Here is a 24,559-nt window from a genome sequence, read left to right as displayed (position 1 = left end):
TAGGCTGCAACGGCGTGTGGGGGTATCCAAAGTCTTGACTGAGCACTACATTCGTGCTCCCTAATACCCACCGTTGTGAAATCCGCGTCCAAGGTCCTTGCTACTCCTCGGGCCGCTCAATGCGGGTGGGCGGCCGGGGATCGAGGTCTTCTTCGGCGAGCAGTTCTGTTTGTGCAGCGGTGGCGAGGAGGTCAGCCAGGTGCGTGAAGGTTGAGCTGTGCACGCCGTTTCCCGATGACGCGGATGCGTTTCTCGGTGGAGGTCATCGAGCGAGAGTCTCATGCCGGACTCCTCCCTCTGGGGAGGTTGGGGCGGTGCTGGCCATGGTTCAGGCGAACGTGTCACCTGGCTCAGTGCTCCGGGCTTGGCGGAGGATGCGTTTGATGGTGCTGGTGTCGACGCCGTAGTCGCGGGCGAGTTCGGCTTGGGTGGCTGCAGTCGATGCGAACGTGTGGATGATGGCGTCTCGTTGTTCGGGGGTGAGGCGGTTGTTGATGGCTTGGGGTCGGTTGGAGTTGCCGTGGGCGAGGCGTTTGACGCTTCGGATACTGATGCCGTACTTGGTGGCGAGGTGCTGCTGGCTGGCGCCGGCGTTGAAGGCGGCGATCAACTCATCTCGGTCGGTGGGGGAGAGGCGTTTGTCGAGCGTGCGCGGGGGTGCTGGTGGGTAGGCGACCTGGGGCTGGTCGCCGGTGGAGGCGAGGGGCGATGGGCCGGTTTCGGGGTCGTGGGTGGGCAACGGGCCGGATAGGCGTTTGAGGAGGGCGTCTAGCTGGGGGCTTGGGTTCGAGTAAGCGAATGTAAGGCCGACAAACGGACACCGGGAACATCGATGATGTTCCCGGTGTTTCCGTATGCGTCCGTTGATATAGCGCGGCTACCGGTCGATAATTCCGGGCGGCCAGGCGCGATCGGGAGGTTTCCGGCAGCTTCCAGAGGGTCGGTTTCACAGTCTTTGCGTGCTCTGCTGTACTTTTCTCTAGGTTCGAGTAAGACCTTTTTGTTTACAATGGACACCGAGAATTTGAAGTATGGTCCCGACTCTTGTGTCCCTGAACCACACCTGCGCACTCGGCATGACCCGGGTGACCAGGCGGCCCTACCGCCACATATTTGAGATCCTCGACGAACGGCTTCGCGTCCCGATCGCGCCGACGGATCACTCCTGATCGGAGTCCATCGCTCGATCGAGATGACCCCCGCAGCCCGGCGCCGACGAGGTCGCGCGAGGCGCGGAGCCCGGCGAGACGTGCGGCCAGCAACGCCGCACCCAGCAAGGCGGTCAGGACCGCGGCGAACGCCTAACCGATGTCGATCGTGGCCGCGGCACTACCCATACCCGGACTCCCCTATGCGCCACCTGCACCGGGTGAAAGGCTCGGCGACGGCAGCGAGGTCATCTTGCCACCGGTCGCCGTGCACCGCGGCCTCGGCCGCGATCGTGCAGACTGGAGCGATGGTGCAGCGATGGAACGACGCCCCGATCACCGCGCTCGATGAAGACCGGTTCGAACGCGCCCCGTTCGCGCGCAAGGTGGCCGAACTCATCACCGCCAACCACGACAAGGCAGGCAGCACCGTCTACGGGCTGACCGGCAGGTGGGGCAGCGGCAAGAGCTCGGCGGTGTCCATGACCGCCCAGGCCCTGGAGCAGACTGGCGGCGGCTGGCGGATCGCGCATTTCACGCCCTGGGCCACCAACGACGTCGACGGCTTGCTCAGCGATTTCTACGCCTCGCTGCGCAGCGCCCTGCCGTCCAGGAAAAGCGAAACGGTGCGCAAGCGCCTCGGCGCGCTCATGGAGATCACTGCCTCCGCGGCCACCCTCCTTCCAGTGGGCGGCGAGTTCGTCAAGGGTGCAATCGAACGCGGCGGCACCGCGCTGCGAGAGCAGCCGCCCTGGGATGTGGCCTTCCAGGCCGCCTCCGATGCCTTGCAGGAGTTGAACACTCCGATCCTGCTGGTTGTGGATGACATCGACCGGCTTCAGGCCGATGAGCTGCTCGCGCTTATGAAGGTCGTCCGGCTGCTGGGCCGCTTCCCCGGCGTGGACTACCTCCTCGCCTACGACGAGGCCACGCTCGCGGAGACGCTTGCCTCCGCGGGCATGTCCGGCGGCGAGGGCCGGGTGGCGACCAACTTCATCGAGAAGATCGTCCAGTACCCGCTGGTGCTGCCCGCGCTGCTTCCCGCACGTCTGCTGCAGACGTTGAACGACGGAATCAGTCAGGCGCTGGCCGAAGCGGGACGCACCGCGCCGAGCGGGGTCCGGTCGAGCCGATTGATCGAGGTCTGCCTGTCGCAGTTGCCGACACCACGTGCGATCGGACGGTACTTGGCGCAGTTGCGCTACACGCTGGGGCTGCTTGATCAGGACGAGGTCGACGACCAGGACGTCATCATCCTCACGCTCCTACGGACCGCATTCCCGCGAATGTACGCAGAGTTGCCGCGGTACCGCGACGAGTTGCTCAGGCGGAACCGGCCGGAGGCTGGGGCGCGATCCGGTACAAAGGCGCGGGAGGGCGAGTTCACGGCGTCGACCCTCCTGGACCTGGTCCCGCCAGGGTCGCGATTCGAGGCGAGGGCACTGCTCGAAGCACTGTTCCCCGATCTGTTCCACTCCCAGGTCCTCAGGGCACCGGGAACACGTCAAGTTTGTACTGAGCCGTACTTCGACAGGTACTTTGCCATGGGCATCCTTTCGCACGACATCGCCGACGCCGAGATGGAGCGGGCAGTGCGCGCCGCCGGTGCCGGCGACCGCGGTCCGCTCACCGCGGTGCTGCAGGGCAGCTCGAGCGAGCGTGTGGTCCTGGCGCTGGTGAAAGCCCGGCAAACCACACGCAAGATTACCCCTGACCAGAACGCGGGGGCGTTTCTGTTGGGGGTCTTGGAAACGCTGGTGGGCTTGCTCGACCAGCTCGAGAACGATGCTGCGGCCTTCGCCAATGCGGAGTCGCAGGGTTTGGTGTGGGCGGGCGAAATCCTTACCGCGCTCCCCACCGAGACCCCACACGCGGAAGTCTTCCGTGTCTTGACGAAGCGCGAGGACTCGACGCTGCCGTTTCAAGTCGTGCGAACGCTGGATTCGACTGTCACACAGCGGCACTGGTGGCCCGGCGTTGCTTCTGAATTGTGGGGCCTCGGATCGGAAATCGTCCTGGAGAACCTGCTGGGGCAAGATGACGCCCCACTCCAGGACGGACTGGTCATGGTGATGGAGTTCCTCGCCGTATATGGATCGGCCGGTCTCTTGAGGAGCGAGATCGCTCGAGCGATTGACGAGGAGGAGTTCACTCTTGCGGATGTCGCCGCCCGCTTCGTTTCCGTCGTCAGCGCGTCGAGGAACGGCGACCGCCGACTCGACAACAGGTTCCCGCAGGACCTCTACGATCAGTTCGTGCCGCACGACCCGGACTCCTGGTATCAGGAACCGGCTATCGACGTCGATGTCACCGACGTGAGCTGGGCGAATCGGCGGGCCTTTGCCACCGGGCGCGTCAAGCAGCCGCCCTCCGACCTGTCCTAACGGCACGGGCGCATCGAAAAGTCCGAAGGGTTACCTGGCTAGTTGACGGGCGCGAGATCTCTGATCCAGGTGTGGAAGCGGGTGAGCATGAGGGCTGCGCAAGCGGCGAGCCCAAAACCGATGCTCGTCCAGAGCTCCGCCAGACCCAGTCGAGGCCGACGGCGATGTTCTGTGCGGCGCGGGAGCGAAGACGCTGATACGGCGTGCGATCGGGCGTCAGCGGCGCGATCGATGCCCTTGCGATGTCACACGTAGGCGCCGATGACGCCTAGCTTGGCTACCGTAAGTAGGGGTGACGGATTGCCGACAGTTGCGCAGTATTGTTGTGGCTCAATGATGTTCGGATTCCTTCCTGCCCAGGTTGTCGGTGGTGCTGGGGTCGGTGTCTGGGTAGCTTCTGTTCATTGTGGGTGCGGTAGCGGAGATTGAGGCTGCTGAGGTGGCCTCGTGGCGGGATCGCCTGGGCGAATGGTTCGGGCTGATCGCAGATGACTTCTTCCGGCTTGAGACTCGGCGGCACGCCAGGGAGTACCTGACGGCGCTGCTAGCGCCGGTCGAGCGGAAGAACGGCTGGCAGATCGCCGAGGCGGTCGGACATGCCAGGCCCGATACGGTGCAGAACTTCCTGATGCGGGCGCTGTGGGACGCCGACCTGGTGCGTGACCGGCTCGCCCAGGCGGTCTCGGAGACGATCGGCGGGGCCGATGCGGTGCTGGTGGTCGATGACACCGGATTTCTCAAGCAAGGCCGCTATTCGGTTGGGGTGCAACGGCAGTACACCGGAACTTCGGGGAAAGTGGACAACTGCCAGATCGAGGTGTTCGCCGCTCTGGTCAGCGCCCGCGGGCGGGCCTTGGTGGACCGGGAACTGTATCTTCCGGCCTCTTGGGTAGGTGACCCTGACCGGTGCCGCCGGGCCGGTGTCCCCGAGGCTCGTCTGGACCAGGGCTTGGTCACCAAGCCCAGTACCGCCCGGCGCATGATCGCCCGGCTGCGCGATGCGGGCCTGGGGTTCGGGTGGGTGGCCGCCGACTCGGCCTACGGCTCAGACCACCTCACCCGTCGCGCCCTGGAGGAGGCGCGCATTTCCTATGTGCTGGAGATGAAATCGAGCCAGGCGGTTGCCGACGCCGAGGGGCGGAAGCGGGAGATCGCCAACCTCATCGCCGAGGCACCTGCGGCGGCGTGGACGCGGCTGTCGCAAGGCGACGGCGAAAGGGGCCCGCGCGAGTACGACTGGGCCTGGGGCCTGCTGCCGCCCGGCGGCGAGCTGCGGACCGGCTTTGTCCGGTCGGTCCTGGCCCGCCGGTCGAACACAGACCCCGACGACATCGCCTACTTCCTGTGTTTCGCGCCCGATGACACCAGTAAGCAGCAGCTCATCCGCATCGCCGGCACCCGGTGGGGCATAGAGACTTGCTTCACTGAAGCCAAGGGGCAGTGCGGAATGGACCACTATCAGGTGCGCACCTGGACCTCCTGGTACCGACACGTCACCTTGGCGATGTTCGCCCACGCCTTCCTGCAGACCACCGCCGCGACCAACCCAAAAGGAGCAGCGGACGCGATCGACTCAGCGCGCCGGTCATCCGGCATCTGCTGGGCCTGATCCTCCCCACCGCCCGCTCCCTAACCGAGACCCTCGCCGCTGTCAACTGGCAACGACGCTGCCGCGACAAAGTCCGGACCGGCAACTACCAGCGGAAACAACGACCACCCTGAGAACTTACGGTAGCCAAGCTAGACCGGCCCGGCTTGCGGACCGATTGCGAAGAGCGTCCGCTCATATTCCTCGGATTACAGTAGGGAAGTAGGGAACTCATGTTCTGGAAGGTGTTCGCGTGGGGGTGCGCCCTGAATGCGGGGATCTTCGCGCTGCCGTCGATTGCGCTGCCGCTCCTGGCGTGAGGCGGACCCGATATCGCCGGTCTGCAGCTCATGGCGTTCGTTGCCGGGGCGGGTGTCGTCCTGGGTGTGGCCCTCGTCGTACTCCCGTGTGCTCTCGCCGCCACGGCGCGCTTCGTGGCCCGCTTCCCCTCCGGGTTCCATTTCGTTCCGTATGCGGCACTGGTGCCGTACATGATCGCGGCCATGGCGGCCACCGGGCTGTTTTCGGTGTACCTGATGGTGTTGCAGTTCATTACTGCGCTGGTGCTGCACCTGGTGATCGCACTGCGTCTGCGGCCGAGAGCACGCGCTTTGGATGCGGCAGCGAGTCGTTGATCGTCCTCAAACCGATCGGTGGGAAGCTCAGCATTACAGGTCTTGAGTCGCTTTAGAAGTTGCAGGCCAAAGCAGGTTCGGTGCTGCCGCGGCTGCGTCAGCGGCGCTCGTGCTGATCGCGTTCTGGCCAGACTCGGCATACTGGTCTCCTACGCACCAACCTCGCCGTACACCCACCCCTGAGAACGGACCTGCGATGACCCACGAAACCACTCCAGGACCACGCGGTCTCGCCGCACAAATACTCGCCGAGGCGGAACTGAGCCGACAGCTCGAGGCATACCAGGGCTACAGCGACAACGTCTGGTCGATGGGCAGGGTGGCCGATCTGCTGTGGCGCCACTCCGAGTCGGCGAGACCGCTGATCCGCAAGACGCTGGTCGACGCACTCGACGAAGCCCTGCAACGTGGGGAGATGCCGATGGTAGTGAGCGACGGCGTTCTGCTCCTGAAGTACTGCGGATCCGTGCTACGACCGCTCCTAGACAACTACCCCGACTCGGCCGAAGAGCTGCAGCAGGAACTGCAGATGATCCGGTACGTCGCTCCCTACCGCGGCCTCGACTCCGCGGAGTATGTCACCGACCTCTTTGACGAATACGTCGTGTACTGGCTCAGGACGGACCGGTACCGACCGATCGTCGAAGACTGCGACCCCGAGATCGCGGCCATCGTCTTCGACAACCGCAACTAGAACCTGATTTCGAGTTCATCAATGGTGGTAAGGCGTTCTGGATCCTGCGATGTTCGTTGCGCGACCAGCGGCGGAGAGGTTTGTGGCCTGCAAACCGGGGGTCGCTTTCGATGGCGGCGCAGGCGAACTCGCCGCGGCCCCCGTCATGGCTCTCGCCCCAACCTGGCGGTGCTGGTCCTCGGCTGGTCCGCCTCGTGCGTCGGCTGGGGGACCGCGGTCGGCTCGATCGGCAACTACCAGGCCGACCGGCTCCCCGAACACCAGCGCGGCAAGGTCTCCGGGGCCACGAGCATGACCATGCACGTCGCCCTCGTCATCGGCATCCTCCTCGCACCGGAGGAGGACACCCGCGATGCGCCCGATCCGGGCCGCCTGCCGCTGCGCCGCCTGGTGGCGAGCTACGGCTTCCGGCCGCGCGAGGTGCCCGACTTCGCCTGGAACTGGCTGGGGCGCTTCGTGTTCTTCCTCGGTCTGTCCCTGACCACCGGCTTCGCCACGTTCTTCTTCGCGCAGCGCCTGGGAATCGCCGTCGCCGATCTCGCGCCGTTCATCGCGCTCACGTCGGTGCTCGGCATCGGCGGCGCCGTACTCGGATCGCTCGGCGCCGGCTGGCTCAGCGACCGGCTGCGCCGTCGCCGCGGCCTCGTCCTGGCGGGAGCCGCCGTCTACGCCGCCGGCAACCTGGTTCTGGCGTTCGCATGGGATGCCGAGGTCATCATCGCGGGGATGCTCGTGTCCTTGCTCGGCGTCGCCGTCTTCACCACCGTCGGACAGGCCGTCGTGCTGGACGTGCTGCCGCACCGCGAGACCGAGGCCGGTGCTACATGGCGATCACCGCGTTCTCGCAGAAGATCCCCGGCGTGATCGCACCGCTGGCCGCGCCCCTGCTGCTCGCGCTCGGACCGACGGGGGAGAACTACACCCTGCTGCACACCGCCGCGGGCGCTCTGGCGCTGGCCGGTGGCGTCCTCATCGCGGCGAAGGTCGAAGGAGTCCCGTAACGCGAGCACTCGACTCCGGACGGAGATTGGTACGTCCAGTGGAGACTTCGGTCGGCCCGGTGTGGGTCAAGATGATTCGGGCCGACCGAACCGCTTATTCGCGGAGCGCTTGCAGTTCCCTGTTGACCGCGCGCATGCCCGTCTCCAGGGCGCGGAGCTCGTCGAGGGTGAGTCCGTCGATGACGTCGCTGCCGAGTTCGGGCCGGGCGCCGAGGATCTGGCCGACGACCGCGCGGCCGAGCTCGGTGGGGCGCAGGCGCCGCACGCGCTGGTCGCCGTCGTCCGCGGCCCGCTCGATGAGGTCCTGCTTGACGAGCTTGTCGACCAGCCGCGACATCGTCGGCAGCGACACCTCGAAGTCCTCGGCGAGCCCGCTGGTCGTCGCCGCCTCGCTCACCACCACCGACGAGAGCACCTTCAACTGCTGGATGGTGAGTTGCGTCTCCAAAAGCGATCCGAGGATGCGCGGAATCGAGCGCGCCGAGATCGCCACCGTCAACGATTCGATGCTTTTGCGCACTTCACGCCGGTCCTCGTTCTCCACCCCTTCACCCTAGCCCCCTCCCTGACGCCCCCTGGCCGAATTGGTTAGCTTCAGGCTAACCTCTTTCGAGGACGTATCCGGCCCGATGCCGTGCCGGGTTCGAAACCATCCCAGCCCGAACACCCCGGGCAAAAGGAGGCACCATGACCGAGTCCACGACCGGGCCGATCGACCTCGACGCGATCCGCGAGAAGTACGCGCACGAGCGCGACCGCCGCATCCGTCCCGACGGCGCCCGCCAGTACCGAAGCGCCGCAGGCGAGTTCGGCTACTACGCCAAGGACCCCTACACCCCGTTCACCGAACGCGACCCGAAGACCGACCGCGTCGAAGTCCTCGTCATCGGCGCCGGCTTCGGCGGCCTGCTCGCCGCCGCCTCGCTTCGCACCGCCGGCGTCGAGTCGATCCGGCTCATGGACGAGGCCGGGGACGTCGGCGGCACCTGGTACTGGAACCGGTACCCCGGCGTCCGCTGCGACATCGAGTCCTACGTGTACATGCCGCTGCTCGAAGAGGTCGGCGCCATGCCCACCGAGCGCTACGCCCAGGGCGAGGAGATCCGCCGCCACGCCGTGCGCATCGCCGAGCACTACGACCTCTACCGCGACACCCTGTTCCAGACCCGCTCGACCTCCCTGGCCTGGAACGAGGACGCGGGGGAGTGGACCGTCGAGACCGACCGCGGCGACCGCTTCGCCGCTCGGTACGTCATCACCGCCACCGGCACCCTCACTCAGCCGAAACTCCCCGGCATCCCGGGGATCGAGCGGTTCGAGGGCCACACCTTCCACACCAGCCGCTGGGACTACGACTACTCCGGCGGCACCGCCGAAGGCGGCCTGACCGGCCTCGCCGACAAGAAGGTCGCCGTCATCGGCACCGGCGCCACCGGCCTCCAGGTCGTGCCCCTGCTCGCCGAGAGCGCCGGCGAACTGCTGGTCTTCCAGCGCACGCCCTCCACCGTGGACGTGCGCGGCAACCGCCCCACCGACCCCGACTGGGCCGCGGCCCTCGAACCGGGCTGGCAGCGCGAGCGCATGGAGAACTTCCTCGCCGTCCTCGCCGGCGAACCCGTCGCCGAATCCCTCGTCACCGACGGCTGGACGGCCACCGTGGGGTTGCAGCGCAACATCATCACCGGCGCCGTCGACGACACCCTCACCGAGGCCGAACGCGCGCTCGCCGACGAGCTCGACGACGCCGCCACCATGAACCGCATCCGCGCCCGCGTCGAAGAGCTCGTCGCCGACCCGGCCACCGCCGAGGCGCTCAAGCCCTGGTACCGGTACATGTGCAAGCGCCCCGGCTTCTCCGACCACTACCTCCAGGCCTTCAACCGCCCCAACGTCACCCTCGTCGACACCTCCGACGCCCAGGGCATCACCGGCATGACCGAGAAGACGATCATCGTCGGCGACGCCGAGTACGAAGTGGACTGCGTCGTCTTCGCCACCGGGTTCGACACCGGCGTCTCCGGCGTCATGTCCGGGACCCTGCCGGTCACCGGCCGCGGCGGCCGGGGCCTCCTGGAGTCCTGGGCCCGCGGTCCCCGCACCTTCCACGGCTTCTACAGCCACGGCTTCCCGAACCTGTTCCACCTCGGCGCGCTCCAGAACGCCAACTCCGTCAACTTCGTCCACATCCTCCAAGAGCAGGCCGAGCACGTCGCCGCCGTCATCGCCCGCGCCGAACACGAAGGCGCCCAACGGGTCGAACCCACCGTCGAGGCCGAAGAGGGCTGGCTGCGCCTGCTCCGGGAGACCGGCCGCGACGCCAGCGCCTTCCAGGCCGAGTGCACCCCCGGCTACTACAACGGCGAAGGCACCCGCGCCATCACCCCCGGCTTCACCTACTCGCCCGGCCCGATCTCGTTCCACCGCCTGTTGCGCGAATGGCGCCGAGGCGACATGAGCGACGTCCTCGTCGGAGCGGAGGCCGCCTCGTGAAGCGGCTCCTGATCGCCGGCGCCCTCGTCCTCCCGCTCGCCGCCGGTTGCGGCGCGGGCCCGGCCCCCGCCGACCGGGACCGCGACGGGCACCAAACTGCCGACGAACTCATGCAGGTCACCGAACCCCATGCGCTGTCCGGCGGGACGCTCCTCGAAGGCCCCGTCTTCGACGAGGACGGGCGCCTCTACCTCGTCGACGTCATGGCCCCGCCCGGGGAACCGAAGGTCCTGCGCGTCGACACCGAAGAGGAGACCGCCGAGGCCGTCTACACCGACGACACCGGCGCGTTCACCTCCGCGCAGATCAGCCCCGTCGACGGGCGGCTCTACCTCACCGACATCGCCACGGGCTCCGTCCAGAGCATCACCCTGGACGGCACCGACCCGCAGACGCATTTCACCGGCGAGATCGACGGCACCACCATGCTGCCCGACGACCTCGCGTTCGACCCCGACGGCAACCTCTACATCAGCGACACCCGCGGCATGCTCGGCCCCGGCTGGGAGACTCCCGGCCGCGTCATCCGCATCGGCACCGACGGCGCGGCCACCGTCCTCGCCGCCGACCTGCCCTCGCCCAACGGGATCACCTTCGACGAGGACTATGCGGGCCTGTGGGTCGCGCAGTACAACGCCAACCGCATCGACTACCTGGCCCTCGACCCGACCCGGACTCAAGTCACGGCCGCGTACCCGGGCATGTACGTCGACGGCGGCAAAGCCCGCGTCGACTCCACCGCCGTCGACGCCGACGGCAATGTCTACCAGGGCTTCCACCACAAGCCCGAGATCCACGTCTACAGCCCGGAAGGCGACCTGCTCACCAAGATCACCCTCCCCGAGGACGCTCCCGACCTGGACACGGCGACGAACATCGCCATCGCCCCCGGCACGACCGACGGCGTCATCACCGTCAGCGGCCCGGACGGCGGCTACCTCTACACCTTCGACGCCCTCGCCGAGGGCACCCGCCAGTCCAACGGCGGATAGCGGTCGGCCCGGTTGAGGCCGTCGAGGAGCCCCGTGGCGGACCGGCCGACAGGCGTCAATGCCGGTCCGCCGCCCGATCGGTGTTCAGCGCCCGTTCCAGTGCGGCCATCTGGGACCCGCGGTAGGCGCGCGAGATCGAGGCATGGCGTTCGACCAGGTCGAAGCCGTGGTAAGCCCCGGGGACGACCCGGAGTTCACAGGGGACGCCGGCTTGCCCCAGCCCCTGGGCGTAGGCGACGTCCTCGTCGTGGAACAGGTCGCTGGTGCCCACGCCCATCCATGCCGGCGCGACTCCGGTGAGGTCGTCGTACCTGCCCGGTGCGCCGAGGGGCGGGGGTGCGGCCGCGTGAATGCCGAGGTAGGCGTTCCAGGCCCAGCGGTTGTTGCCGGGGCTCCACATGCGCAGCGAGGCGGGGTCGGTGTCGGTGCGCAGCGCGGTCCGGTCGTCGAGCATCGGATAGGACAGCACTTGCAGGACCGGTCGGATCGTCCCGCGTTCCTTGGCGAGCAGGGCGAGCGCGGCGGCCAGGCCGCCTCCGGCGCTCTCGCCGCCGATCGCGATCCGCTCGGCGTCCACGTCCGGCTGCGCCGCCAGCCAGCGCAGCGCGCTGTAGCAGTCCTCAAGCGGCACTGGGAACGGGTGCTCCGGCGCCAGGCGGTATTCGACCGCGGCGGCGATTGCGCCGAGGCGGTTCGAGACCTCGCGGCACCATGCGTCCGCCTGCGTCGCGCTGCCCAGGACGTAGCCACCGCCGTGGATCCACAGCAGTGCCGGGACCGGCCCCGCGATCGGCGGCCGGAAGACCCGTATCGAGACGTCGGCGTCGATCCGCACGAGTTCACCGCCGCGCGGCGGCCTCGGCCTGGTGAGGCGGCCGAGTCGTCGGGTGAGGCCGAGCGGCGTGGAGCGGGGCAGGAATCGCGCCAAGCGCAGATCGGGGTGGAATACGTGCTCAGGCATCTCGGGCGCTCCTAGTCGGACTGGCTCGTGCCGCTGACGGCGGCGATCGCGCCGCCGTCGACGAGCAGGTCGGTGCCGGTGATGAAGTCGGCGTCGGGGCCGAGCAGGAACGCCGCGGCCGCCGCGATGTCGTCGGGGGTGCCGACGCGCCCGGTGCCGGACATGGCGATCATCGCCCGCATCTGGTCCCCGCTCTCCCCGTCGAGTTCCCGCCGTCCCATCGGGGTGGAGACGACGCCGGGGCTGATCGAGTTGACGCGGGCGCCCCGCTCGCCCCATGAAGCCGCCGCGGACTGGACGCGGCGCAGGTTGGCGCGCTTGGCGACGCTGTAGGCCGGGCCTGGGTCACCGGCTGCGACGGCCGCGAGGAACGGCAGGTCCATGAGCTCTCGGGCCGGAGTCGCCGCCAGTGCCCGCTCGCTTTCCGCGTCCAGGCCGCCCGCCATGTGACCGGCCATGCTGGCGACGACCACCGCGGCACCGCCGGGCGAGACGACCTGGCCGAACGCTTCGAGCACGAGGGCGGTGCCGACCAGGTCGACCCGCAGGATCGCCTCGCTCGACGCCTGCGCGGGCGACAGGCCCGCAGTGTGGGCGATGCGTCCCACGGGCCCCAGATCGGCCGCCGCCTCGGCCAGTGCGAAAACCGAGTCGTGTCGGCCCACATCGACGGTCCGGGAGGTGACGTCGTGGCCGTCGCCGCGCAGCTCGTCGGCGGCCGCGGCCAGGGCAGGTTCGTTGAAATCGGCGAGCAGGACCTTCCGCCCGCTCCCGCTGCGGCGGGCGATGGCGCGGCCCATGCCGCCGGTGCCGATGACGACCAGGACTTCTCTGCTCATGGCTGCGTCCTCTCATTATATTTACGAGACGTTGCGTATTGTAAATTGATCTCGATATTACACTCGTCGATGTGGATGCCAAACAGCGCGGACGACCCCGCAACGCCCACGCCGACACGGCGATCCTGGAGGCGGCACGGGACCTGATGACCGCCGAAGGGTACGAGCGGATGACGATCGAGGCGATCGCCGCGCGAGCAGGGGTGGGCAAGCAGACCGTCTACCGGCGCTGGCCCTCGAAAGCGGCGATCGTCGCCGAGGCGGTCATGGCCGGCCACCTCGGGATCAACGCGGAGGCCCCGCCGCAGACCGGGGACGCGGCAGTGGACCTCGGCAATTGGCTCGGCCAGTTCTTCATGCAGCTCGGCGAGCCCGCGGCGGTCGCGGTGATCCGCGGCCTGGCCGCCGCCGCGACCGACGGCGGCACCGACGCCGAGAAGCTATACGAGCGCTTCACCGGCCCGAGCCGGGAGCAGATGCTGGAACTGCTGCGAGCAGGCGTCTCCCGCGGGCAGTTCCGCGCCGACCTCGACATCGAGGCCGCCGCCGACGCCATCTCCGGTACCCTCCTCTACCGCGCGCTGATCCCGCCCTCGGCGGCCCTCGACACCGACGCCGCCGGGTTCCTCGACCTGCTGCTCCTGGGCATGACTCCAAGAACCCATGCCGGCGGCACGAAGCCGGGACTGCTGTGAACGCTCTGCCTGCTGCCGGGCGAACGGCGCTGCCTACGACTGCCGCACAGGCGCATTCACCGCACCCGTGAGCAGCAGGCACGCCGGGACCGTCCCCGTCGCCGATGCCGAGCGGGCCGCGCTCGGCACCGGCTGGGGCCCTCGTTCGAGGTGTGCGGACGTCGGCCGCCCGGGTGCACGGCGCCCGCTTGGTGGCCGGACACCGTGCAGGGCCGTCGTCTCACATGCCGAAGAGCTGCTGCTGTCCGATCGGGTCCATGTGCACCCGGGTGAGCTTGAGTTCGGCGATGCGCCATCGGCCGTCCTCGGATTCGTAGGTCTCGTGGTAGTGCCCGAAACCGAGGACCCGGGGGTCGCCGGGGAAGATCAGGAGGTCTTGCATCGCCCACACGCCGGTCGCGGTCGTCGGCGAGGTGACCTCGATTTCAGGGCTGTGCCCGTGGTGCACGGTCACCGCGGGACTGAGCGTCAATTGGAGGAAGGCGATGAAGGCGTCCGATCCCACGAGGACGGGCCCGCCCGAGCCGGTCGTGTCGACGACCACGTCGTCGGTCAGCTGCGCTTTGAGCAGCTCCCAGTCCTTGGTGTCGACCGCTCGGAAGTAGCGGGCCTTGACCTGCTTGATCTCGGCGACGGCCGCCACGGCGACCGCGGGCTCGACGCCCTCGGACGGAGCTTCGGGCTCGGCGCTGGCCGATGTCGCATTGTGCGCCCACAGAGCCGACGCCGCACCGCCGCCGAGCACCAGGCCTCCGGCGCCGAGCAGGAGGCGCCGACGCTTCGGCGCCGACCACCACCCGCGGGCGGGGCCCGCCCGGTGCGAGAGCGGTGCCTGCGGCCGGCCGGCGGTTCCATTCGGCACGGCCGCATCCGATGTCGCGGTGCGTGCCGAACCGCCCGCCTCCGGTGTGGTGCTCGCTCCGGCGTGGCGGCCTCGCCGCGTCGCCGTCATGACTCGTCCACCTGCAGCCGTGTCGATGCGGAGGTGGTGATCAGCCAGCGGCCGTCCTGCAGGCCGTAGGTGTCCTGATGGTGTCCGAACGCCAGGACGCGCTGGCCGTCCGGCCGGACCAGCAGGACCTGCATCGCCCAGGTGCCGACCGCGCTGTCTGCCGCGGTGAGCTCGATCTCGGGCATGTGCGCGTCGTGCACGGTCACGGTGCCGTCGTAGTCCTCTCGCAGGAGCGCCACGTAGTTCGATGCGCCGGTGGCCTGATGGCCGCCGAGCGCGGTGTGGTCGACCTCGATGTCGTCGGCGAGGGTGGACTCGAACTCGGCCCACTCCTTGGTGTCGAGGGCGCGGAAGAAGCGGGCTTTGAGGGCTTCGATCGAGTTGACGGTGTGCAAGGTGGTCGGATCCATGTGCTGCTGCCACAGCCTTTCTGTCGGAGGTGGTGGTTCGTTGTCTGAGCGGGTGCTGACGAGTCAGGCGATGGCGAGCGCCGCGCGCCAGGTGCACCGGGCGGCGATGAGGGCGCGCCAGGAGCGCAGGGCCCTCGGCGACTGGCCCACGGCGAGGACCCCGGTCAAGCGGTCTCCGTTGCGGTAGGCGACGAGGAGCCGGCGGGCGGCGACGTCGCCGTAGACGATGACCGCGTCGTCGTGCTCGCGCAGGTGGCCGTAGGCCTGGACCCGCACGTCGTACTGGTCGGACCAGAAGTACGGGACCGGCGCGAACGGGGCGCGGTCGTCGGGCTCCAGCAGGTTGCGGGCGACGGCGGCGGCCTGCTCGGACGCGTGCCTGCGGTGCTCGATCCGCATCTCCGTGCCGAACAGGGGGTTGTACCAGCGGGCGACGTCGCCGACGCCGTACACGTCGGGCGCGGCGGCGCAGTACTCGTCGCAGACGAGTCCGTTGTGGACTTTCAGGTTCTCGGCGGTCAGCCACTCGGTGTTCGGTTCGGAACCGACCGCGAGGAGGACGTCGTCGCCTTCCACCGCGGTCCCGTCCTCGATCCGGACGCCGTCCGCCGTGACCTCGGTGACCGCGGCCTCAGTGCGGACCTCGACGCCGTGCTGGCGGTGAAGCTCGGCCAGGAATCGCCCGGCCGCCTCGCCGATCTCATGCGCCAGCGGGGCCGTCGCCGACTCCAGCATCGTCACCTCGACGCCTCGGGCGCGGGCGATCGCGGCGACCTCGGTGCCCACGAATCCGGCGCCGACGATGACCAGCCGCCGTCCCGGTGCCAGCCGTTCCCGCAGGGGCAGCGCGTCGGCCACGGTGCGCAGCACGTGCACCCCGTTCCGGCGCTCGGGCAGGAGCCGGGGGCGGACGCCCGTGGCGACGACGAGGGCGTCGTAGGAGACGGCGGAGCCGTCGGCCAGCGCGACCTCGCGATCGGCAGTGCTGAGCGCCGTCGCGGGGGTGCCGAGTCGCAGCTCCAGGTCGAGCGTGTCGAGGTCGTTGGCCGCGAGCAAGGTCAGCCGGTCGGGTTCCCACTGCTCCGAGAGGAACTCCTTGGACAGCGGCGGCCGGTCGTACGGCGCGTCCGGTTCATCGCCGACGAGCGTGACGGCACCTGCGTACCCCCCGATCCGGAGCGCCACCGCCGTCGCCAGCCCACCAGCCGACGCGCCGACGATCACGACCCGGTTCATGCTGCGGCCGAACGGATGACGGCCGCCGGGGACGCTTGGCCCTCGTCCGGTCCGACCGTTCCGATCGGCGATGTCGCGACGCCGTCTGACTTGCGTCGCTGGACGGCTTTCCTGGCCGACCACGCGCCGCGTCGTGCGGTCCCGTACTCGCGCAGCCCGATGTCAGGCCTCATTGAACTCCCCACCTCGGTCGAATATTGCATTCAACTGCAAGTTCAACTTGCGGGCAAAGGCTAACATATCTTGCATTTGGCTGCATGTTGGTATCCTTGTCGGATGCCCAGCGAACCCGCGCGCCCGCTGCGCGCCGATGCGGCGCGCAACGCCGAGCGCCTGGCGCGCACCGCCCGCGCGGTCTTCGCCGACCTCGGCCCCGAAGCGCCGCTTGAGGAGATCGCCCGGCGTGCAGGCGTGCGCATCCGGACGCTCTACAACCACTTCCCGACCAAAGAGGACCTGGTCCGGGCCGCCTTGAGCCAGACCGTCACCGAGGACCTGACGCCCGCGATCGAGCGGGCGCTGGCGGACGAGGACCCGATGCACGGCCTCCTCACCCTGATCGAGGCGGCCATGGGCCTGGCGAGCCGCGAGCTCAACACCCTGGCCGCGGCGCGCGGCGCCGCCGACCTGACCGCGGAGTTCTATCCGCCGTTCAGGGACGCGATGACACTGCTGACGCGAAGGGCGCAGGACGCCGGCCGCCTCCGCGCCGACCTCGTCCCCGAGGACCTGCTCCGGATCATGGCGATGCTGACGAGCACATTGTGGACCATGGATCCCGGCAGCGACGGCTGGTGCCGCTACCTTGCGATCCTGTTCCAGGGCCTGACACCCGCCGGAGCCGAACCACTGACGCCACCTGTCGCCCTGGCGATCCGCCCGTCAACCGGCCCTTGGACACTGTGAGCCGCTGAGCCACCACCGGCAACAGGCCCTAGCCCGCATCCTCGCTGGCCGAAGCGAGCAGCCTGACCACGAGGGCATGCATGTGCCGTCGGTCGGCTTCGTCGAGGGCGGTTCCGAGAAGCCGGTCCACTTCATCCTCATAGGATTCGGAGGCCGCGGCCAGGATTGCCCTGCCCTCGGGAGTCAGCGCGACCCTGCTGGCCCGGCGGTCGTCGGGATCGGGGTCGCGGCGGAGCAGCCCCGAAGCGACGACTCGGTCGGCGAGTTTGCTGGCCCCTCCGACGCTGATGCGCAGCCTTCCGGCGAGGTCGCCGATCCGCAGGCTCGCGTCAGGATCCGGTGCGAACATGTGCAGTGCCTCGAAGTACGGCAGCGGCAGTTCATGATCGGCCTTCAGCCGAGCGTCGACCCGATCCCAGAGGACGATCTCCAGCCGGACCAGATCGGTAAGCCACCGGACTCCGTCTCCTGATTGCGTCACGCCGCACACCCTATCAGATAAGTTCCATGGAATATTATTCCATGGAATATATTCATGCTAGCGTCGATTCCGGCGCCGTCGAACGGCACCGAACAGACCGATTCCCGCCGGGCCGCGAACCGCGCGGCCGCCGAAACACCGAAGGGCAGGCTCCATGACCAGCGAACCGACTCGACAGGCCCACGCGACCTCAGCCGACGGCACCAAGATCGCCGCCACGGTCACCGGACACGGCCGTCCGCTGGTGATCTCCCCCGGAGCGCTGAACACCGCCCAGGACTGGCAGCTGCTGGCCGACGCGCTCGCCCCGCACTGCACCACCTACGCGGTCGACCGCCGCGGCCACGGCGCCAGCGAGGACGGCCCGAAGTTCGACTTCGAGCGCGAACAGGAGGACATCGCCGCCGTGCTCGAACTCGCCGGCCCTGACGCGGTCCTCTTCGGCCACTCCTACGGCGGCCTCGTCGCCCTGGGCCTCGCCCTCCGGCAGCCTCCCGCCGCCTTCATCCTCTATGAGCCCCCGGTCCCGCTGCACGGTCCGGTCGGCGGCGACGCCATCGCCCCGTACGAGAAGCTCGTGGCCGAGGGCGACTACGACGACGCCCTGGCCTTCGGGCTGCGGAACTTCCTGCGGATGCCCGAGGCGGCGATCGAGGCCTTTCGCGCCAGTCCCGTCTGGGCCGCCCGCGCGTCCATGGCCCCCACTTGGGCGCGCGAGCTGCGGGCCATCGACGGCTTCGGGGACGACCTCGACCGGACCGCCCTGATCACCTGCCCGACACTGCTCGTCACCGGGGAGCTCAGCCCTCCCGTGCTCATCGAGACGTCGCGGCGCCTCCAGGGCGCGCTGCCCGACGCGCGACTCGTCCAGATCCCCGGCCACGCGCACGAGGCGTACCTGACCGCCCCCGATGCGCTGGCCCGGGAGATCCGCGACTTCATCGAATCGTGAACGCCGGGTTGCTTCGCGTGCGACCCGATCGCCGAGCGTCCCTTGAGAGTGGTCAGTCCGGGAGGGCGACCAGAACCCGGCCGCGGCTGCCGGCGTCGACCTGGTCGTGGGCGGCGGCGATCTGTTCCAGCGGATACGCCTCGCCGAGTGCGACGGTCAAGGCCCCGTCGGCGGCGGCCGCTGTGAGGTCGTGTGCGGCCTGGAGCTTGGCGGCGGCGGGGAAGTCGTCGCTCCCGAGCAGTCGCACCGTGAGGTTGTTGAAGAGCATGGGCCAGAACGGCAAGTGGGTCGCGTCTTCACGGGTGCCGTAGGCGGCGACGACACCGCCGAGCGCGGTCACGGCGGCGTCGAGGTCGGCGTTGTCCGACAGGGACACCTCCACGACCCGGTCGACGCCGTCCGGCGCGTGCTCGCGGATCGCCGCCACCGGATCGGCCTGGTCGAGCGCGACGGCGACCGGTACTGCGACCGGATCGACCGAGGCGAGGTCCGCCGAGCGACGGACCGTCCCGATCACCGTGGCCCCGCCCCAGGCGGCGAGCCGGGCCGCGACCGACGCGACGCCGCCGAGGACCCCGTGGACCAGGACGACGCGCCCCTCCACCGGCCCGTCGCCGAAGACCGCCCGGTGCGCGGTGATGCCGGGAATGCCCAGGCAGGCTCCCAGCTCGTCACCCACGTTGTCGGGCAGCGGGGCCGCCAGTTCGGCGGGAACGACCGTGAACTGCGCGGCGGTGCCGAACGGCCGATAGGACTGGGCCCCGTAGACCCACACTCGTCGGCCGAGCAGGGACGGATCGGCGCCCTCGCCGACCGAGTCGACGGTCCCGGCGGCATCGCTGTGCGGGATGACCCTGGGGAAGGGCATGGCCGAGCCGAGCCACCCGCGACGCTTCTTGGTGTCGCCCGGGTTCACGCCGGACCAGCGCACCCTCACTCGGACCTCGCCCGGGCCCGGCACCGGGTCGGGAAGCTCCCCGACCTGGAGCACTGCCCCGGCCGGGCCTTGCCGGTCATACCAGGACGCAAGCACAGGCACCTCCACAGATCTCGCGGTCCACGATAGATGCTCCAGCGGCACTGGCGCCCGCAGCTGCGGAATCCGAGAGAGCGGACCACACATCGGCTGAGAACGGGCCCGGCTCACCGGTCGTCCTCGCGCAAGGGGAGTTCGGCCACCGTTCCCGACGCCGGGGCGGCGAACGCCTCCGCCTGCGCCCCGGCCCGGCCCGGCCTAGTTTAACGCCAGGTGTACCAACAAACTTCCGTCGAGCCGTTGACTACACATCGAGATCTCTCTATAGTTCGAATCGCCGGAGAATCCATCAGATGTTTCGGGCTCAAGTTGCGATGTGTGAGCGATAACAGGCATTCCTTGTGCCCGCGTCCGCTGGCGATCATCCGATGACATCGGCCGCACCCGACTGCTCGACCCTGTCCCGCTCCGCGCCTCCACGACCCGACGAACCTCGACCAAGGAGACCACCATGGCCTGGATGGAAACCCCCAAGAGCCGCAGGCGGATGCTCATCGGCGGAGCCGGCGCGCTCGCCGGGGCCGCCGCCGCGACCGCACTCGACCCGTTCGCCGCAGCCCAAGCCCAGCAGATGAGTGTCGACGCGTCCGCGTCGACGGGCACCGCCCAGGCCGCCGAAGCATGGAATCCCGATTCGTCGTATACGACGACGGACGCCGGCGACGGCTCCTACACGGTTCCCATGCTGAACTCCGACGTGCCGGATGTCAGTGTCGAGCGCGTCCCCGCGTCGCAGAACGACGAGGGGCGCGACGTCTACTACATGGTCAGCACGACGATGCATCTCAGCCCGGGCGCACCGATCATGAAGTCGTACGACCTCGTCAACTGGGAGATCGTGAACTACGCGTTCGACCGCCTCGACATCAGTGACGCCGCGTCCCTGCGCAACGGCTCGAACTCCTACGGGCAGGGGCAGTGGGCGTCGTCGATCCGCTTCCACGACGGCACCTACTACGTGCTCATCAACTCGCTGAACCTCGGCGGCGCCTTCCTCTACCGCACCGACGACATCGAGAACGGAGCGTGGACGAAGACGGCGTTCGGTCGAGGCTTCCACGACCCGTCGCTCTTCTTCGACGACGCCCGCGGCGGAACGCCGTACATCGTCTACGGCGGCGTCAGCGCGGTTCGGCTGAACCCGACGCTGACGGCGGTCGAGCAGGACTTCCCGGACTTCATCCGGCGCAGCGACTACGCAAGCGAGCCGTACGTCGGCAGCGACGGGATCTTCGAGGGCGCCCAGGTGTTCTTCATCGACGGCTACTACTACGTGGTGATGATCACCTGGCGCAGCAACGGTCGACAGGTCGTCATGTTCCGCTCGACCGAACTGCTCGGGCGCCTCGCGGACACCGCAGCGCCCTACGAGTCCCGTGGAGCGCTGGCCTCGAACGGATTCGCCCAAGGCAGCCTCGTGCCCATCGCGAACGACGCGGGCGACGACGACTGGTACGGCTTCTTCTTCCGTGACTCGTATCCGGTCGGCCGCATCCCGGCGCTGATCCCGGCGACCTGGAGCGGCGGGTGGCCGACCTTCGGCGACAACGGCGTCGTGCCGGTCGACGGCGTCTTCGAGAAGCCGATCAGGCTCGCCCCGGAGCAGGAGCGCTTCGAGCGGCTCAAGGCCATCGTCGTGTCCGACGACTTCGACAACGATGCGCCGCACCGTGCCTTCCAGGACGAGCAGTGGACCCTGCCGGCACCGCCCGACATCGACGAGACGCTGGTCGGGGTCGAACTCTTCGGCAATCCCGGCGTCGAGTCCGGAAGCACCCAGGGCTGGATCGCCAACGACGGCGCTACGCTCTCGACGACGACGGACGCGCACACCGGCTCGACCGCGATCGCCGTCACCGGGCGGAACGCCACAGGATCGGGGCCGGCGCAGGGCGTCACCGGCAAGGTGCAGCACGGCGTCACCTACGACGTCTCGGCATGGATCAAATACGAGAACCCCGCAAGCCCGGCGACCAAGCCGTTCATCATCACCGCCCGGTACAGCGGCGGCAGCACGACCTTCGCCAACCTCACACCCGCCACGGCCGTGACCCGCGGGACCTGGGGCAAGGTGTCCGGGTCGTTCACGATCCCCGCCTCCCAAGCACTCTCCGACGTCCGCATCTTCATCGAGACCCCCTGGGTGAGCGATCCGTCGACGGACCCCGACACGCACCTCATGGACTACAAGGTCGACGACGTGTCACTCGTCGGCCGGTCCTCCGCCGTCGAGCTGCCGCATCCCGATGAGATCGCCCCGAACGGGTCGAACCTCGATCTGGCCTGGGAGTGGAACCACACGCCCGACAACCGGTACTGGTCGCTCACCGACCGCGAAGGGTGGCTGCGGTTGACGGCCGGCAAGGTCGTGACCGGTGCGTACACGCACCGCGACTCCGGTGGCGAGCTCACCTGGCTGGAAGAAGCGCGCAACACGCTCTCCCAGCGCTCCTTCGGACCTCGGCAGTCGGCCGAGACGAAGCTCGACATCTCGGGCATGAACGACGGCGACGTCGCCGGACTTGCAGCATTCGGGCAGGACTTCTCATACGTCGCGGTCAAGCGCGTCAACGGGGTGAACACGGTGGGAGTCGTCCACCGCGGCCGCCCCTTCACCGCGTCGATCGACCAGGCGGCGATCGAGCGCTTCCTGCCCGGAGCCACTGCGGAACTCGGGGACGCCACGGAGGTGCACCTCAAGGCGGATCTGGACTTCACTCGGAGCGAGGGGCAGCTCTTCACGACCTTCTACTGCAGTCCGGACGGGATCGATTGGACCCGGCTCGGCAACGCCGTCGGCCCGCTCGAATTCGGCGGATCCCTGCACTTCATGGGACACCGGGTCGCACTGTTCAACTACGCGACCCAGCAGACCGGGGGCCACGTCGACTTCGACCACTTCCTGCTGAGCGACACGCTGACGGCGCAGAACCAGCCGCTCGACAAAGGCGACCTGGAGGCAGCGATCGCCCACGCCGAATCACTGGACTCCGGGGACTATCCCACCGAAGCGTGGGCGGCGATGCGCGACGCGCTCGCCGAAGCGCGAACAGCGGCAGCAGGAGTGGCCGGCACGCAGAACCAGATCGACGCCCCCGAGCGAGCGCTCAGCCATGCGCTCGCCCGCCTCGGAACGCTGAAAGGGCCGGACCCCACCGCCTGGTACGTCCTGGTGAACCGCAACAGCGGCAAGGTCCTGGACGTCAGCGGTGTGTCCACTGCCGACGGGGCCCTGCTTCACCAGTGGACCCGCACGAACGCCTACAACCAGCAGTTCCAGTTCGTGGATGCCGGGGGCGGGTACTTCCGGATCAGGGCGCGGCACTCGGGGAAGGCGCTGGACGTGTCGGGCTGGTCGACCGCCGACGGTGCCGCGGTCCACCAGTGGACCGACCACAATGGCGCCAACCAGCAGTTCCGGTTGGCCGACTCCGACAGCGGCTATGTGCGTCTGATCAATCGCAACAGCGGTAAGGCGGTCGAGGTCCAGGGCGCGGCGACCGGCGACGGTGCCGCCGTCGTGCAGTACAGCGACTGGGGCGGCGCCAACCAGCAATGGCAACTCGTCCGCTGACCTGAGCGGCACGGACTCCGCCGACCCGGGTCCGTGTCGCTCAGGACCCGGTCCCGAGGTCCGCCTCGGGACCGGCCATCATGCCGCCGGACCCTCGGACCCGGCGACCGAGGCGGCACCGGCCAGCTCGGCCGAGGCCGAATGACCGTCCGCATGACGAGGCGAGCGACGGCCTGCTGATCCCGCCGCCGCGGATGGACCGGGACCGCGGACGACGGGCGCTGCGACTCCGGCCTCCCCGCGGTCAGCCTGCGTCGGGCCGGTCGGCTTCGCGGACGATGAGGACCGGGCAGTGGGCGCGGCTGACGCAGTGCTGGCTCACCGATCCGATGAAAGCGCCCACGAACGCGCCGTGGCCGCGGCTTCCGACGATGAGCATGTGGGCGCCCTTGGACTGCTCGATCAGCACCCGCGCCGGGTGGCCCTCGACGACGTGCCGCGCAATTCGCACCGAAGGGTGCCCGGCGGCGGCCTTGTCCACGGCGCCGTCGAGGACGCGCCGCGCCTGGGCGGAGAAGTCCTCGGCGGCCAGGATCGTCGCCCCCGAGCCGTAGGCGTACGGGAACTGCCAGGCGTGCACCGCGGTGACGTCGAGGTGCAGCTCCTCGGCGTAGGCGAGCGCCCATTCGAGCGCCTGGTGCGAGTGGGCCGATCCGTCGACGCCGACGACGATGCGGCTCCCGGAGCGTTCGAAGTCCGTCATGGCTCCTCCTTCACTTCACCTGCAAGCCTGCTCGCGCAGGCGCCGCCGGTTCAGGGCCGGAGGTCCCGGCCTGCGGTGCCAGTGGTCATCTCCGGCCGGCATGCGGCGACGCGGCTCGCGTCCGGGTGACCCGCAGGGGTGAACGCTGCTACGGTCGAATCAGGAGCGGCGAACTTCCTGCAAGGAGAGACCGATGGCGGAACAGGAACGCTTCGTGGTGGGGATCGACGGCTCGCCGGCGTCCCTGGACGCCCTGCGCTGGGCGATCGACCACGCCGAGCGCCTCGGCGCCGTGGTGGAGGCGCTGCACGTCTGGCAGATTCCGAACCTGTACGGCTCCCCGGTCGAGGACCTGCCCGGCGAGTCCTTCGAGGCCACCGCCAAACGGGCGCTGCACGGGTCGATCGGCGAAGTCCTCGGCGGCCGGACAGACGCGCCGGTCGAGCCGGCGACCCGCCAGGGGTACGCGCCCAAGATCCTGGTCGAACGCTCCGAGACGGCGGATCTGCTGGTGGTCGGCAGCCGCGGCCGGGGCGCGCTGGCGGGGACCCTGCTCGGCTCGGTCGGCCTCCACTGCGTGACGCACGCCCGGTGCCCGGTCGTGGTGGTCCGCGCCTGAGGGCGCCCGGCCGCCTCCGCGTCCGGCGGCCCGCAGGGTCTCCCGGAGCGGGCGACGGGACACCCCCGGGGGCATGAACTGGAGCCGCGAGCGCGGCCCGCTCGCTCCGTCCCGGAGACGCACCGGCACAACGACTACGTCTCCGGCGGCAGCCCCCTCATGGCCGCGGCCGGCCGGGCCGACCCGAACCTGCCGCGCCGCGGCTCCGGGTGGCTCGCCGCCGTCATGGGCGTCGCGGTGCTCGCGGGCCAGCCGGCGAGCAC

The 24,559-nt window shown here is 69.2% G+C and carries 24 protein-coding genes; 13 read left to right on the top strand and 11 right to left on the bottom strand.

Annotation, left to right across the window (positions count from 1 at the left end):
* Positions 1 to 100: 100 nt before the first annotated feature.
* Together DI269_RS28515 and DI269_RS01720 are read right to left on the bottom strand one after the other, a co-directional pair.
* Positions 101 to 223 (bottom strand): hypothetical protein, encoded by a 123-nt coding sequence (locus DI269_RS28515; RefSeq protein ID WP_269814127.1) that lies wholly within the window; start codon positions 221 to 223, stop codon positions 101 to 103.
* 105 nt (positions 224 to 328) lie between these two features.
* Entirely contained in the window at positions 329 to 739 is a 411-nt protein-coding gene (locus DI269_RS01720) for a sigma factor-like helix-turn-helix DNA-binding protein (protein WP_157974697.1), read from the bottom strand.
* A 717-nt stretch (positions 740 to 1,456) separates the two neighbouring features.
* On the opposite strand from DI269_RS01720, the gene DI269_RS01715 reads away from it, so the two are divergent.
* The 6 genes from DI269_RS01715 to DI269_RS26685 all read left to right on the top strand — a co-directional run bounded on the left by DI269_RS01715 (position 1,457) and on the right by DI269_RS26685 (position 7,450).
* A complete protein-coding gene (locus tag DI269_RS01715) occupies positions 1,457 to 3,532 on the top strand; it encodes a P-loop NTPase fold protein (protein WP_157974696.1) in 2,076 nt (691 codons plus the stop codon).
* A gap of 406 nt (positions 3,533 to 3,938) precedes the next feature.
* Complete coding sequence (locus DI269_RS01710) at positions 3,939 to 5,141, top strand: IS701 family transposase (RefSeq protein WP_157974695.1); 1,203 nt, start codon at positions 3,939 to 3,941, stop codon at positions 5,139 to 5,141.
* A 329-nt stretch (positions 5,142 to 5,470) separates the two neighbouring features.
* Complete coding sequence (locus tag DI269_RS01705) at positions 5,471 to 5,755, top strand: hypothetical protein (RefSeq protein WP_112133421.1); 285 nt, start codon at positions 5,471 to 5,473, stop codon at positions 5,753 to 5,755.
* 196 nt (positions 5,756 to 5,951) lie between these two features.
* Entirely contained in the window at positions 5,952 to 6,449 is a 498-nt protein-coding gene (locus DI269_RS01700) for a hypothetical protein (RefSeq protein WP_157974694.1), read from the top strand.
* Positions 6,450 to 6,617: 168 nt separating this feature from the next.
* Positions 6,618 to 7,313, top strand: coding sequence for an MFS transporter (locus DI269_RS01695; protein WP_112133419.1), 696 nt, complete (start codon positions 6,618 to 6,620; stop codon positions 7,311 to 7,313).
* Complete coding sequence (locus tag DI269_RS26685) at positions 7,310 to 7,450, top strand: hypothetical protein (protein ID WP_198667051.1); 141 nt, start codon at positions 7,310 to 7,312, stop codon at positions 7,448 to 7,450. Before DI269_RS01695 ends, DI269_RS26685 begins: the two co-directional genes overlap by 4 nt.
* 94 nt (positions 7,451 to 7,544) lie before the next feature.
* Here DI269_RS26685 and DI269_RS01690 read toward each other — a convergent pair whose 3' ends face one another.
* Positions 7,545 to 7,970: a MarR family winged helix-turn-helix transcriptional regulator gene (locus tag DI269_RS01690; RefSeq protein ID WP_157974692.1), complete on the bottom strand. Its 426-nt coding sequence runs from the start codon at positions 7,968 to 7,970 to the stop codon at positions 7,545 to 7,547.
* A 167-nt stretch (positions 7,971 to 8,137) separates the two neighbouring features.
* On the opposite strand from DI269_RS01690, the gene DI269_RS01685 reads away from it, so the two are divergent.
* On the top strand, positions 8,138 to 9,940 hold the full coding sequence (locus DI269_RS01685) for a flavin-containing monooxygenase (protein WP_112133417.1): 1,803 nt from the start codon (positions 8,138 to 8,140) through the stop codon (positions 9,938 to 9,940).
* Positions 9,886 to 10,932, top strand: coding sequence for an SMP-30/gluconolactonase/LRE family protein (locus DI269_RS01680; protein ID WP_112133416.1), 1,047 nt, complete (start codon positions 9,886 to 9,888; stop codon positions 10,930 to 10,932). Before DI269_RS01685 ends, DI269_RS01680 begins: the two co-directional genes overlap by 55 nt.
* A gap of 55 nt (positions 10,933 to 10,987) precedes the next feature.
* Here DI269_RS01680 and DI269_RS01675 read toward each other — a convergent pair whose 3' ends face one another.
* Both DI269_RS01675 and DI269_RS01670 read right to left on the bottom strand, forming a co-directional pair.
* A complete protein-coding gene (locus DI269_RS01675; protein WP_112133415.1) occupies positions 10,988 to 11,893 on the bottom strand; it encodes an alpha/beta hydrolase in 906 nt (301 codons plus the stop codon).
* Positions 11,894 to 11,904: 11 nt separating this feature from the next.
* Positions 11,905 to 12,732: an SDR family oxidoreductase gene (locus tag DI269_RS01670; protein ID WP_112133414.1), complete on the bottom strand. Its 828-nt coding sequence runs from the start codon at positions 12,730 to 12,732 to the stop codon at positions 11,905 to 11,907.
* A gap of 71 nt (positions 12,733 to 12,803) precedes the next feature.
* On the opposite strand from DI269_RS01670, the gene DI269_RS01665 reads away from it, so the two are divergent.
* Positions 12,804 to 13,427 (top strand): TetR/AcrR family transcriptional regulator, encoded by a 624-nt coding sequence (locus tag DI269_RS01665; protein ID WP_112133413.1) that lies wholly within the window; start codon positions 12,804 to 12,806, stop codon positions 13,425 to 13,427.
* Positions 13,428 to 13,647: 220 nt separating this feature from the next.
* Here DI269_RS01665 and DI269_RS01660 read toward each other — a convergent pair whose 3' ends face one another.
* The 3 genes from DI269_RS01660 to DI269_RS01650 form a co-directional block, all read right to left on the bottom strand.
* Complete coding sequence (locus tag DI269_RS01660; protein ID WP_198667049.1) at positions 13,648 to 14,289, bottom strand: nuclear transport factor 2 family protein; 642 nt, start codon at positions 14,287 to 14,289, stop codon at positions 13,648 to 13,650.
* An 86-nt stretch (positions 14,290 to 14,375) separates the two neighbouring features.
* A complete protein-coding gene (locus DI269_RS01655) occupies positions 14,376 to 14,789 on the bottom strand; it encodes a nuclear transport factor 2 family protein (protein ID WP_112133411.1) in 414 nt (137 codons plus the stop codon).
* A 63-nt stretch (positions 14,790 to 14,852) separates the two neighbouring features.
* Positions 14,853 to 16,025, bottom strand: a complete 1,173-nt coding sequence (locus tag DI269_RS01650; protein ID WP_198667048.1) for an NAD(P)/FAD-dependent oxidoreductase — start codon at positions 16,023 to 16,025, stop codon at positions 14,853 to 14,855.
* Between the two features lie 276 nt (positions 16,026 to 16,301).
* On the opposite strand from DI269_RS01650, the gene DI269_RS01645 reads away from it, so the two are divergent.
* Positions 16,302 to 16,931 (top strand): TetR/AcrR family transcriptional regulator, encoded by a 630-nt coding sequence (locus tag DI269_RS01645; protein ID WP_112133409.1) that lies wholly within the window; start codon positions 16,302 to 16,304, stop codon positions 16,929 to 16,931.
* Positions 16,932 to 16,959: 28 nt separating this feature from the next.
* On the opposite strand, the gene DI269_RS01640 is transcribed toward DI269_RS01645, so the two are convergent.
* Positions 16,960 to 17,412: a MarR family winged helix-turn-helix transcriptional regulator gene (locus DI269_RS01640; RefSeq protein WP_112133408.1), complete on the bottom strand. Its 453-nt coding sequence runs from the start codon at positions 17,410 to 17,412 to the stop codon at positions 16,960 to 16,962.
* A 154-nt stretch (positions 17,413 to 17,566) separates the two neighbouring features.
* Between DI269_RS01640 and DI269_RS01635 the strand changes: the two genes are divergently transcribed.
* A complete protein-coding gene (locus DI269_RS01635) occupies positions 17,567 to 18,364 on the top strand; it encodes an alpha/beta fold hydrolase (RefSeq protein WP_112133407.1) in 798 nt (265 codons plus the stop codon).
* A 52-nt stretch (positions 18,365 to 18,416) separates the two neighbouring features.
* On the opposite strand, the gene DI269_RS01630 is transcribed toward DI269_RS01635, so the two are convergent.
* Positions 18,417 to 19,397, bottom strand: coding sequence for an NADPH:quinone reductase (locus DI269_RS01630; protein WP_112133406.1), 981 nt, complete (start codon positions 19,395 to 19,397; stop codon positions 18,417 to 18,419).
* Between the two features lie 454 nt (positions 19,398 to 19,851).
* Between DI269_RS01630 and DI269_RS01625 the strand changes: the two genes are divergently transcribed.
* The gene (locus DI269_RS01625; protein WP_198667046.1) at positions 19,852 to 22,974 is read left to right on the top strand and encodes an RICIN domain-containing protein; all 3,123 of its coding nucleotides are present in this window, start codon (positions 19,852 to 19,854) and stop codon (positions 22,972 to 22,974) included.
* Positions 22,975 to 23,218: 244 nt separating this feature from the next.
* On the opposite strand, the gene DI269_RS01620 is transcribed toward DI269_RS01625, so the two are convergent.
* A complete protein-coding gene (locus tag DI269_RS01620) occupies positions 23,219 to 23,677 on the bottom strand; it encodes a universal stress protein (protein WP_112133405.1) in 459 nt (152 codons plus the stop codon).
* Between the two features lie 193 nt (positions 23,678 to 23,870).
* Here DI269_RS01620 and DI269_RS01615 point away from each other — a divergent pair, with 193 nt between their 5' ends.
* Positions 23,871 to 24,296 carry a universal stress protein gene (locus DI269_RS01615; RefSeq protein ID WP_112133404.1) on the top strand — a complete coding sequence of 142 codons (426 nt, stop codon included), beginning with the start codon at positions 23,871 to 23,873 and terminating at the stop codon, positions 24,294 to 24,296.
* Positions 24,297 to 24,559: the final 263 nt, after the last annotated feature.

This window comes from Glycomyces dulcitolivorans, from assembly GCF_003265355.1.
GTDB lineage: Bacteria > Actinomycetota > Actinomycetes > Mycobacteriales > Micromonosporaceae > Glycomyces > Glycomyces dulcitolivorans.
Note: the sequence above shows the minus strand (reverse complement) of the source record. Positions and strands in the feature narration are given on the sequence as shown.

Coding starts and splice junctions, on each gene's coding strand:
- DI269_RS01715 (WP_157974696.1), top strand. CDS start 1,457: ATGGTGCAGCGATGGAACGACGCCCCGATCACCGCGCTCGATGAAGAC.
- DI269_RS01705 (WP_112133421.1), top strand. CDS start 5,471: ATGGCGTTCGTTGCCGGGGCGGGTGTCGTCCTGGGTGTGGCCCTCGTC.
- DI269_RS01700 (WP_157974694.1), top strand. CDS start 5,952: ATGACCCACGAAACCACTCCAGGACCACGCGGTCTCGCCGCACAAATA.
- DI269_RS01685 (WP_112133417.1), top strand. CDS start 8,138: ATGACCGAGTCCACGACCGGGCCGATCGACCTCGACGCGATCCGCGAG.
- DI269_RS01680 (WP_112133416.1), top strand. CDS start 9,886: ATGGCGCCGAGGCGACATGAGCGACGTCCTCGTCGGAGCGGAGGCCGC.
- DI269_RS01675 (WP_112133415.1), bottom strand. CDS start 11,893: ATGCCTGAGCACGTATTCCACCCCGATCTGCGCTTGGCGCGATTCCTG.
- DI269_RS01670 (WP_112133414.1), bottom strand. CDS start 12,732: ATGAGCAGAGAAGTCCTGGTCGTCATCGGCACCGGCGGCATGGGCCGC.
- DI269_RS01655 (WP_112133411.1), bottom strand. CDS start 14,789: ATGGATCCGACCACCTTGCACACCGTCAACTCGATCGAAGCCCTCAAA.
- DI269_RS01650 (WP_198667048.1), bottom strand. CDS start 16,025: ATGAACCGGGTCGTGATCGTCGGCGCGTCGGCTGGTGGGCTGGCGACG.
- DI269_RS01645 (WP_112133409.1), top strand. CDS start 16,302: ATGCCCAGCGAACCCGCGCGCCCGCTGCGCGCCGATGCGGCGCGCAAC.
- DI269_RS01635 (WP_112133407.1), top strand. CDS start 17,567: ATGACCAGCGAACCGACTCGACAGGCCCACGCGACCTCAGCCGACGGC.
- DI269_RS01625 (WP_198667046.1), top strand. CDS start 19,852: ATGGCCTGGATGGAAACCCCCAAGAGCCGCAGGCGGATGCTCATCGGC.
- DI269_RS01620 (WP_112133405.1), bottom strand. CDS start 23,677: ATGACGGACTTCGAACGCTCCGGGAGCCGCATCGTCGTCGGCGTCGAC.
- DI269_RS01615 (WP_112133404.1), top strand. CDS start 23,871: ATGGCGGAACAGGAACGCTTCGTGGTGGGGATCGACGGCTCGCCGGCG.